Annotated in this window: 8 protein-coding genes and 1 pseudogene; 7 read left to right on the plus strand and 2 right to left on the minus strand. The window is 61.7% G+C overall.

The annotated features are described in order from the left end of the window. Positions 1 to 233 precede the first annotated feature (233 nt). A pseudogene (locus tag BW975_RS17660) lies at positions 234 to 362 on the plus strand (IS30 family transposase); the annotation flags it as partial. A gap of 152 nt (positions 363 to 514) precedes the next feature. On the opposite strand, the gene BW975_RS17665 reads toward BW975_RS17660, so the two are convergent. After that, positions 515 to 1,213, minus strand: a complete 699-nt coding sequence (locus tag BW975_RS17665; RefSeq protein ID WP_076535663.1) for a GntR family transcriptional regulator — start codon at positions 1,211 to 1,213, stop codon at positions 515 to 517. 235 nt (positions 1,214 to 1,448) lie between these two features. Between BW975_RS17665 and BW975_RS17670 the strand changes: the two genes are divergently transcribed. The 6 genes from BW975_RS17670 to BW975_RS17695 are packed head-to-tail and all read left to right on the plus strand — an operon-like array spanning position 1,449 to position 6,605. After that, a complete protein-coding gene (locus tag BW975_RS17670; protein ID WP_076535664.1) occupies positions 1,449 to 2,102 on the plus strand; it encodes a flavin reductase family protein in 654 nt (217 codons plus the stop codon). Position 2,103: 1 nt separating this feature from the next. Beyond that, on the plus strand, positions 2,104 to 2,976 hold the full coding sequence (locus BW975_RS17675) for a branched-chain amino acid ABC transporter permease (protein WP_083687190.1): 873 nt from the start codon (positions 2,104 to 2,106) through the stop codon (positions 2,974 to 2,976). Between the two features lie 6 nt (positions 2,977 to 2,982). Beyond that, complete coding sequence (locus tag BW975_RS17680) at positions 2,983 to 3,957, plus strand: branched-chain amino acid ABC transporter permease (protein ID WP_076535665.1); 975 nt, start codon at positions 2,983 to 2,985, stop codon at positions 3,955 to 3,957. Beyond that, positions 3,957 to 4,733 (plus strand): ABC transporter ATP-binding protein, encoded by a 777-nt coding sequence (locus tag BW975_RS17685; RefSeq protein WP_083687191.1) that lies wholly within the window; start codon positions 3,957 to 3,959, stop codon positions 4,731 to 4,733. Before BW975_RS17680 ends, BW975_RS17685 begins: the two co-directional genes overlap by 1 nt. After that, complete coding sequence (locus BW975_RS17690; RefSeq protein WP_076535666.1) at positions 4,726 to 5,427, plus strand: ABC transporter ATP-binding protein; 702 nt, start codon at positions 4,726 to 4,728, stop codon at positions 5,425 to 5,427. Before BW975_RS17685 ends, BW975_RS17690 begins: the two co-directional genes overlap by 8 nt. 35 nt (positions 5,428 to 5,462) lie before the next feature. After that, positions 5,463 to 6,605, plus strand: a complete 1,143-nt coding sequence (locus BW975_RS17695) for an ABC transporter substrate-binding protein (RefSeq protein WP_076535667.1) — start codon at positions 5,463 to 5,465, stop codon at positions 6,603 to 6,605. 175 nt (positions 6,606 to 6,780) lie between these two features. Here the strand turns inward: BW975_RS17695 and BW975_RS17700 are convergent, their stop codons facing one another. Beyond that, positions 6,781 to 6,999, minus strand: a complete 219-nt coding sequence (locus BW975_RS17700; RefSeq protein WP_170846632.1) for an amidase family protein — start codon at positions 6,997 to 6,999, stop codon at positions 6,781 to 6,783. Between the last annotated feature and the right edge of the window lie 116 nt (positions 7,000 to 7,115).

The raw sequence follows: 7,115 nt of genomic DNA on the forward strand, positions 1-7,115 counted from the left end.
CGAAGCACTCGAGGCATGGAAAATCGCGGCCAATGTCGCTTGATGTGAGATCGGCACGCCAACCTGAAGACTGGCTGAGTTAATGTGACAACACCCTGCATTCAGCATATCCTCGATCTTACGCCGTTCGCGCAAATCCAGCTCTGTGTAGGCCATCTTCCGTTCTCCTTGCTTTCCAGCAGGATAGAGGATTTGTCGCAACCCAGCTTAGAATGTGCCTCTCAGATCATGAATTGAAGATAATCTGCGACCGCCTCAACGCAACGCCCCGCAAATGCCTCGGCTGGAAGACACCCGCAGAGGTCTTCCGCGAAAAGATGATGGAGGAAATGGGCCAACACCCCTACCCTCAACGCCAATAGAAGGCACGGTTCACGTATCGCTCACACGTGCAATCGAGGACATGCTGAATGCAAGGTATTAAATGATGGTGGTCGGCTGCCTCCTGTGATATAGCCAACCAAAGCCCGGCGGCACGAGAAACCGCCTCGTACCAGACCTGACCCTAGGCGTTTCATGGTTCAAAATCACTTTGAAGAGCGCCGTCGCTCAGTCGCGGGCCTTTACCCGATGTTCCGCCGATACTGTCGAGCGCGAAGTTGACCAGGTAGTCGTTTAGATTCAGCGACGCCTTTTCCGCGGCGGCGCTGTCCTGGGCGACAATTGCCTTTAAAGTCATGATATGCAGTTTTGACCCGATCCGGATTTCGCGGGGTCCGTCCGTCAGCCGGCTGATCCAGAACCGGCGTGACAGACCTTGAAGCGGGGCCATCGCCATGGTCAGATACTCGTTATGCGCCCCCGCGACGATCAGGTCATGGGTTTCGGTCAGCGTTCCGATATATTCACGGATCTCGGGTTCGTGGCGGGAAAGAAACGTGGCCATGCTGGCCATTCGCTGCCTTTCCTCCTCTGTCGAGCGTTCACAGGCAAGCCTGACGGCCAGCACCTCGAGCACGCGCCGTGTTTCTAGAATGCGTAGCTGTTCCTCGACTGACACGCGCGGAACCAACACACCCTTGCTGGGGTAGATCTCAACCAGCCTGTTTCGCGATAACTGCTGCAAGGCCTCGCGAACCGGGGTTCTACCCAGTCCGGTTTGCCGCATCAGCTGCGCCTCGGAAACCAGCGAATTCGGAGCGACCTCGCCATAAAGGATCATGGCCTCGATAGCCTTGTATGCCTGCGCGGCCTTTCCTGGTTCCTCGGTCATCTCCGTACTCCTTTCGAAATCCTATGAAATATTAACGCTTGACATGCAACCGATATATCGGCTGCATATAGCGTAGGTTTGCCGCCCGCTATCAGCGCGCTGTGACCAGTACCGAGGCCGCATATTCGCGACCCCTCCGGTGCGGTCAAACGGGTGGGGTCAGGGTTGTCGGGTCCGCGACGATCGCTGTGCCGTCCATGAAAGAATACGGTCATAAAAGACAAGGTTGCCAAAAATGCACTATTCCCCCCTCTCGGAAAAATGCCCTCTAGAATTCTCACCGTTCAAAAGCTGTACGGTGCCGCGCCCCATCGGCTGGATCTCGTCACTCAGCAAATCCGGCGTGGCGAATCTCGCGCCCTACAGCCAGTGGCAGAACCTGACCTTCGATCCGCCCATGGTAATGTTTTCGGCCAATCAGACCATTCATGGCGAGCGCAAGGATACCGTCAAGAATATCGAGGAGACCGGCTGGTTCGTCTGGAACATGGCGACTTGGGATCTGCGCGAGGCGGTGAACAACTCCGCGATGTATTCGCCATTCGAGCATGACGAATTCGAAAGCGCCGGCGTCACCAAGGCGGCCTCCGTCGATTGCGACGTGCCGCGCGTGGCCGAGAGCCCATGCCACTTCGAGTGCGAATACATCACCACCCACCGCCTGCCGGCCAACTCGACGGTGGCCACCATCGACATCGTCTTCGCACGCGTCGCGCGGATCCATATCAACGACGAGGTACTGACCCCGGACGGCAAGATCGACATCCCCAAGATCCGGCCGATCGCCCGAATGGGCTATCATGATTACGCGGTCATCAACGAGACATTCGAGATGAAGATCCCCGCCGCCACCGAAGCCGAGGCCCACGGTCTCGAAGGTCGGGCCTGACATGGTGCTGGCGCAGGCTCTGATATCCGGCACGGCCATCGGCTTCATCTATGCGCTGATCGCGCTGTCGATGGTGCTGATCTACAAGTCCACCGATGTCATCAACTTCGCCCAAGGCGAAATGGCGATGTTCTCAACATTCATCTGCCTGGTCCTGGTGTCGCGCTACAGCCTGCCGCTGGGTGTCGTCCTGCTGCTGGCCTTTCCAATTGGCGCGGCCATCGCGGCGGCGACCGAACGGGTCGTCATCCGGCCGCTTGTGGGCATGCCGCCGCTGAATTCGCTCATCGTGGCGATCGCGCTTTTCTACATCTTTCATTACGGGGCGGGCTGGATCTGGGGCTATGACGCGTTTCCATTCCCGTCGTTGCTGCCCGACCGGCCGCTGAATATCGGCGGGACCTTCATCGCGCCCAATAGCCTCGCGATCGCCGGCGTTTCGATCCTCGTGCTCGCCGTCCTCTATGTCTTTCTGGAACATTCCAGCGAAGGCGTTGCGATGCGGGCGGCCAGCATGAACCGCAATGCCGCCAAGCTCATGGGGATCTCGGTCGGGCGCGTGTCCATGCTGTCCTGGGCGATAGCGGGCGGGATCGGGGCGATTGCCGGCCTGCTGGTCGCGCCCATCACGTTCATCGACACGCAGATGATGTTCTTCGTGCTGCTCAAGGCGCTGGCCGGGGCGATCCTGGGCGGGTTCAACAGCCTGCCCGGCGCGGTCATCGGCGGCATTCTGGTAGGCATCATCGAAAGCCTGACGACCGTCTACATCTCGGCCGCCTTCGATGATGCCATCGCATTCGTCGTCATCGTCGCCGTTCTGATGATCAAGCCGGAAGGGCTGTTCGGCAAGCCCGCTGTGAAAAAGGTCTGATCCGCCATGAGCCTGAAGAACAAGTTGATCTATCCGGTCCTTCTGGCGGCCCTGGTGATCGCGCCGGTGCTGGCACCCGGCTACATGGTCTATATTCTGTGCATGATCGGGATCTACTACATCGTTGGACTGGCGATGAATGTTCTGGTCGCGCAGGCGGGACAGATCTCGATCGGGCATGCGGCGTTCTGGGCGCTCGGCGCCTATGGGGCGGCGGTGCTGGTTACGCGCTTCGACATTCCCTTCGAGATCGCCATTCTGTGCGGCGGCCTTCTGGCGGCGGTCTTCGGCCTGCTGGTCGCGATCCCGGCGATGCGTGTGCAGGGGCATTACCTCGCCATCGCGACGCTGGCCTTCTCGATGGTTGTCGAGCGGACCTTGCATGAATGGGAAACCGTGACCGGCGGCCGGTCGGGCATGTTCGTGCCGCGCCCCAGCGTGCTGGGCACCGAGCTGGTCAGCGACATGCCCTATTTCTACCTCATCATGCTGATCTCGCTGATCTTCACCTGGATGATCTACAATCTGCAGCGCGCGCCCAGCGGGCGGGCGCTTCAGGCACTCAGGCTCAGCCCGACGGCGGCCAGCAGCTCGGGCGTGAACCGGCGGGCCAGCCTGGTGACAGTGTTCGTGCTGAGCGCCTTCATGACCGGCATTTCCGGCGGGCTCTTCGCGCATCTGGTGGGCTATCTCAGCGTGTCCAGCTTCACGCTGGCGGTGTCGCTATCCTTCATCACCATGATCGTCATCGGCGGGGCTGGGCGGCTGATGGGGGCCTTCATCGGCGCGGCCTTCGTCACGCTCATGCCCGAATTCATGCGTGGTCTCGCCGAAGCTCAGATGGTCGCCTATGGCGTGATCCTGATCCTGGTGGTTCTTTTTCTGCCCGAAGGGTTGGCCGGGTTGACGCGTCGGATCGCGGCTGCCCTCTCGCGCAGCCCCGGCGGCGCTTCGGCCTGCGGCAAGGGAGGGCATCTGTGATGGCTGCGCATCTGTCGATCAGGGATCTCACCTGCCGCTTCGGTGGCCTCACGGCGCTCGACCATGTTTCTTTCGACGTGATGCCCGGAACGGTCATGGGGCTAATCGGCCCCAATGGCGCCGGCAAGAGCACGCTTCTGAACTGTCTGTGCCGCATCTACCAGCCCAGCGAGGGCAGCATCCGTTTCGAGGATGCGGATCTGCTGCAGACCAGGGCGCACGATCTCTGCCGCGCGGGTGTCGGGCGCACGTTTCAGAATCTCGAACTCTTCGGCGAGATGACGGTGCGCGACAATGTGCTGGTCGGCTGCGATTTCCGCCTCGGGGCCGGGTTCTGGTCGGATCTGGTCCGCGGGCCGAAAACCAGACGAGCCGAACGGCAGGCGACCGAGCTGGTCGAGCGCGAGCTGGAGGCGCTGAGGCTGGCGCATTGTGCGGACAGCATCGTGAGCACCCTGTCCTTCGGCGAGCAGAAAAGGGTCGAACTGGCGCGGGCGCTGGTCGCTGCGCCCCGGCTCTTGCTGCTGGATGAGCCTGCCGCGGGCGCGAACCCCTCGGAAACCGAACAGCTGGGCCGGCTCATCCGGCATCTGCGCGACGCGCGCGGCCTGACCATCCTGCTGATCGAGCACGACATGTCGCTGGTGATGGACGTCTCCGACGAGATCGTCGTTCTCAATCACGGGCAGAAGATCGCGCAGGGCACGCCCGCCGAGATCGGCACAAACCCCGACGTGATCGAGGCCTATCTCGGGGAGGATCTGGAAGATGCTTGAGATCGACGGACTCACCGTCGCCTATGGTGGCAATACCGCTTTGAAGGATGTGTCCCTGTCGGTCGAGCGCGGCACGATCGCCTGTCTTTTAGGCTCGAACGGGGCGGGCAAGTCGACGCTGATGAACACGATCGCCGGGCTGCAGACGCCGGGACGGGGACGGATCATGGTCGATGGCACCGATGTCGCGCAATGGACACCGCGCCGACGGGTGCGCCACGGCGTCGCGCTGGTGCCGGAGGGGCGACAGCTCTTCGGCGATCTGACGATCGAGGAGAATATCCGGCTGGGCGGCTATACCCGTCGCGGGCGCTTCGATGACGAGCTGCGCGATATCTACCGGATGTTCCCCCGGCTGGCCGAGCGCCGGCGGCAGCTCTGCAAGAGCCTTTCGGGGGGCGAGCAGCAGATGGTCGCGATCAGCCGCGCGCTGATGGCCAAACCCCGTCTTCTACTCCTGGACGAGCCGTCGCTGGGGCTGGCCCCGGTTCTGATCCGCGACGTCATGCAGCTGGTGCGGGACATCAACGCGCAGGGCATCACCGTCTTTCTGGTCGAACAGAACGCCCATCTGGCGCTGCGGATCTCGGACCATGCTTTCGTCCTCGAAAAGGGCCGCATCGTCAAATCGGCCGCGGCGCGGGATCTGATGCAGGACAAGGAACTGACGGCGGCATATCTGGGCACCGCCTGAGCAATCACGAGACCATCATCAAAGGGAGTGCAGACATGAAAATCATCCGAAACACGGCCGCCGCCATGCTGGTGACGGCACTGGGCATCGGCGCCGCGCCGGCCGAGCAGAAGGGCGTGACCGACGACACCGTGACGGTCGGGGCGTTCCTGCCGATCCAGAGCGGGCTCGCCGCCGGGGCGGCGCAGGTCCGGGGCGGCGGAAACGCCTATTTCGACCATATCAACAAGCAAGGCGGGGTGAACGGCCGCAAGATCGAGTGGATCACCGAGAACGATTCCTACAACCCGCAAGAGGCGGTCTCGGTCGCCCGGTCGATGATCGACCGGACGGGGATCCTGGCCTTTGTCGGCACGCTTGGCACCGTGACCAATCTCGCGGTGCTTCCGCTGATCGAGCAAAAGAAGGTTCCGCTGATCGGGGCCATCGCCGGGCATCCGGACCTTCTGGAGCCGACATCGCCCTATGTCTTCGGCATCCTGCCGTCGGGCGACAAGGTGGGCGCGAAGATGGCGCGCTATGTGCGCGATGACCTGAACGCCCAGCGTATCGCGGTAGCCTATCAGAACGATCCCTTCGGCAAGAGCCCGCTGGAAGGGCTGACCGCCGAGCTTGGCGAGGACCAGATCGTTGCCGAAGTCTCCTTTGAGCCCGGCGATATCGATCTGACCGGACAAGTGACCGCCTTGCAGAATGCCGATCCCGATGTGGTGGTCCTGCTGGGTATCGCCAAACCGCTCGCGCTGCTTCTCAAGACCGCGGCGCAACGGGGCTGGTCGCCGAAATTCGTGGCGCATCCGCTGGCGACCGATCCGATCTTTGCCGAGCTGGGCGGCGACGCCATCGAGGGCACGGACGTGATCTACATGGTCTCCCTGCCCGATTCCGAGAAGGTCGCCTCGGTCAACGAGATCCTCAACGCCTATGATCCGGATTTGCGTCCGGGCTATTTCGCCTATCAGGGCGTCGCCGCGGCGATGGTGTTCGTGCAGGCGCTGGAACGTATCGAGGGCGAGATTACGACCGACGCCCTGCTCGCGTCGCTCGAGCAGACCCGGGATTTCGAAACCGGCATCTACGCGCCGATCTCCTACAGCAAGGACGATCACGCAGGCGCTGACCGCTTCGGGATCGCCACCTGGAAAAACGGGAAACTGGAAGTTCGGCAATCCTGGTGAGCCATTGCCATGGCAAGCTGATCGGAGACGCTCGTGGCTGACGCGTCCCCGATCAAATCGACCGGAAGACTGGCAACCCGCGCGCAGCCCTGCTGCTGTCGGGGCGCAGGAAGATGGACATAACCGCGTCAATCGGCACGAGGGGCGGATCCCGGCCATTCCCTGCAAACAGAAGCTACGAATCCGACCCGGCCGGCAGGCGCCATGCATTGCGAGCGATGGCCTCCACGGCGGTTGCCACCCGAAAGGTTTTTGCGTCATCGAAAGACCTTGCGATCACTTGGATGCCGACTGGCAGACCATCAGCTGTCACGCCGATCGGAACCGTAATGACCGGCAACTCTCCCAGAATGTTGAAATGCGCGGTCGTCACCCAATCGTAATCCGTATTCATGCGGACGCCATTCACTTCCATGGTGTTGTCACATTAACTCAGCCAGTCTTCAGGTTGGCGTGCCGATCTCACATCAAGCGACATTGGCCGCGATTTTCCATGCCTCGAGTGCTTCG

The sequence above is a fragment of the Roseovarius nanhaiticus genome (assembly GCF_900156535.1).
Taxonomy (GTDB): Bacteria; Pseudomonadota; Alphaproteobacteria; order Rhodobacterales; family Rhodobacteraceae; genus Roseovarius; species Roseovarius nanhaiticus.

Coding starts and splice junctions, on each gene's coding strand:
- BW975_RS17665 (WP_076535663.1), bottom strand. CDS start 1,213: ATGACCGAGGAACCAGGAAAGGCCGCGCAGGCATACAAGGCTATCGAG.
- BW975_RS17670 (WP_076535664.1), top strand. CDS start 1,449: ATGCACTATTCCCCCCTCTCGGAAAAATGCCCTCTAGAATTCTCACCG.
- BW975_RS17675 (WP_083687190.1), top strand. CDS start 2,104: ATGGTGCTGGCGCAGGCTCTGATATCCGGCACGGCCATCGGCTTCATC.
- BW975_RS17680 (WP_076535665.1), top strand. CDS start 2,983: ATGAGCCTGAAGAACAAGTTGATCTATCCGGTCCTTCTGGCGGCCCTG.
- BW975_RS17685 (WP_083687191.1), top strand. CDS start 3,957: ATGGCTGCGCATCTGTCGATCAGGGATCTCACCTGCCGCTTCGGTGGC.
- BW975_RS17690 (WP_076535666.1), top strand. CDS start 4,726: ATGCTTGAGATCGACGGACTCACCGTCGCCTATGGTGGCAATACCGCT.
- BW975_RS17695 (WP_076535667.1), top strand. CDS start 5,463: ATGAAAATCATCCGAAACACGGCCGCCGCCATGCTGGTGACGGCACTG.
- BW975_RS17700 (WP_170846632.1), bottom strand. CDS start 6,999: ATGAATACGGATTACGATTGGGTGACGACCGCGCATTTCAACATTCTG.